The organism is Nostoc sp. UIC 10890 (assembly GCF_054786515.1).
Map to the genome: position 1 here is coordinate 1 of NZ_JBSGKF010000146.1, position 1,483 is coordinate 1,483.

General features: G+C 37.7%; 1 pseudogene. It reads right to left on the reverse strand.

Annotation, left to right across the window (positions count from 1 at the left end):
* Positions 1-1,483, reverse strand: a pseudogene (locus ACWATR_RS39965) (DUF3854 domain-containing protein); the annotation flags it as partial.

The window sequence follows — 1,483 nt, forward strand, 5'->3', positions numbered from 1 at the left end:
CTCCAGGCAAAATTTTGAATCTGCTGATAAAGTTCACGCTGTTCACCAACAGTTAATTTTCCAGTTTGCTGAATTTTAGATTGAAATTCCAAATGTCCTGGCGCTACAGTCTCATGACTTGAACCATCCTTTTCTAACTGCTCCCAATATTCTTTCAAAACTGGATGTAGTGGTAGCACAGCGTTATCTAACCCAGAAGAAAATTTGGGTTGTTTTGTTGGTTGCGATGGTGTTGTGTTTTTAGGTGTTGGTGTAGTTGAATGTGATACAGCGTTGTGTTGTTTTGGAGAATTAGAGCTTGCTCCTTGTGGGTTTGATTGTGTCTTGCGATCTGGTACTTTGGGCGTAGATTGAGTAGATTGCTTGTGGTCTAAATTACGGGTAATTTCGGGATGAACGGGCAAATCAATGTCACGGGTATCATTAGGGTTGCCTAACATTGCTTTGTAATTAATATGCAGTTTTTGAGCCAATAGTCTTAACTTTTCCAAATCAGCTTCAGTGATAGCCATCGCTTGGACTTGATGAGTCATACCAGTGTCAGTTTTCTCAAACTGAAAGCGAACAGCTTCCCGATTTGTACCGTTGTGTTCAGTTTTGAGTAATTGCAGAGTAGATGTATTGTCAGTGGTTTGCCGGAAAAGAATCCGGTAATTGCCCAAGGTTAAATCGTCTTTCTCGAAGCTAGTAATAGTTTGTGTGAGTATTTTTAATGCCTCTTTCTCTTTGAAACTTTCTAAAATATTGTGTGTACCTTTAGGGGAGAGAGAGGAAAGAGTAGATGCGATTTTGCGCGGGTCTTCATCAACAGAGGGCAATTCTTTACCAGCTTTGAGGTAGTCAGCCACTAACAAAAACTCCTGCCTTTCAATAGGCAGAATATTAATTTGTTTTTCTATCCAAATTTTTGGATCATCCTCTATTTCTGTGTAAGAAATTTTAATATTGCCTACGTGTCCCCATTTATCTGCCTGAAAATTGATTAACTCTACATCATCATGACGACGATAGATACTGTATTTATCAGCACCATGATTCTTAATTACAAAAGCATCAGCATGGTAAATTTTACCGATGGTCTGCTGTTGTTCATCTTTAGCCTCAACACCATACCGTTTTAACAGAGTATAAGCAGCAAAGGCTATTTGTTTATTCTCACTAGCTTCTAGGCGCTTTCTAAAAAAATTAGACTCATAAAGCGTAACATTTTCTTTTTTAGCCCAAGAAGAACTAATTACAGGGATTTCAAGTGGTTGGGCTGGCTCAGGGTTAACATCTATATAAATAATGTCTGAATCATTAACTTTTATATCTATAATTTGTGAATTAGGGTCAATAGGTGATTTAGCACGACTTTTTTTAAATACATTCATATTTGGTTCTAAATCGGGAGCATCTGTCACAGTAGAGTCTCCTCTTTGTTGATCAATTGTTTTGACTGTGCCATCCTTGAGCTTGATAGTAAAACGTAAACTATCAAGTT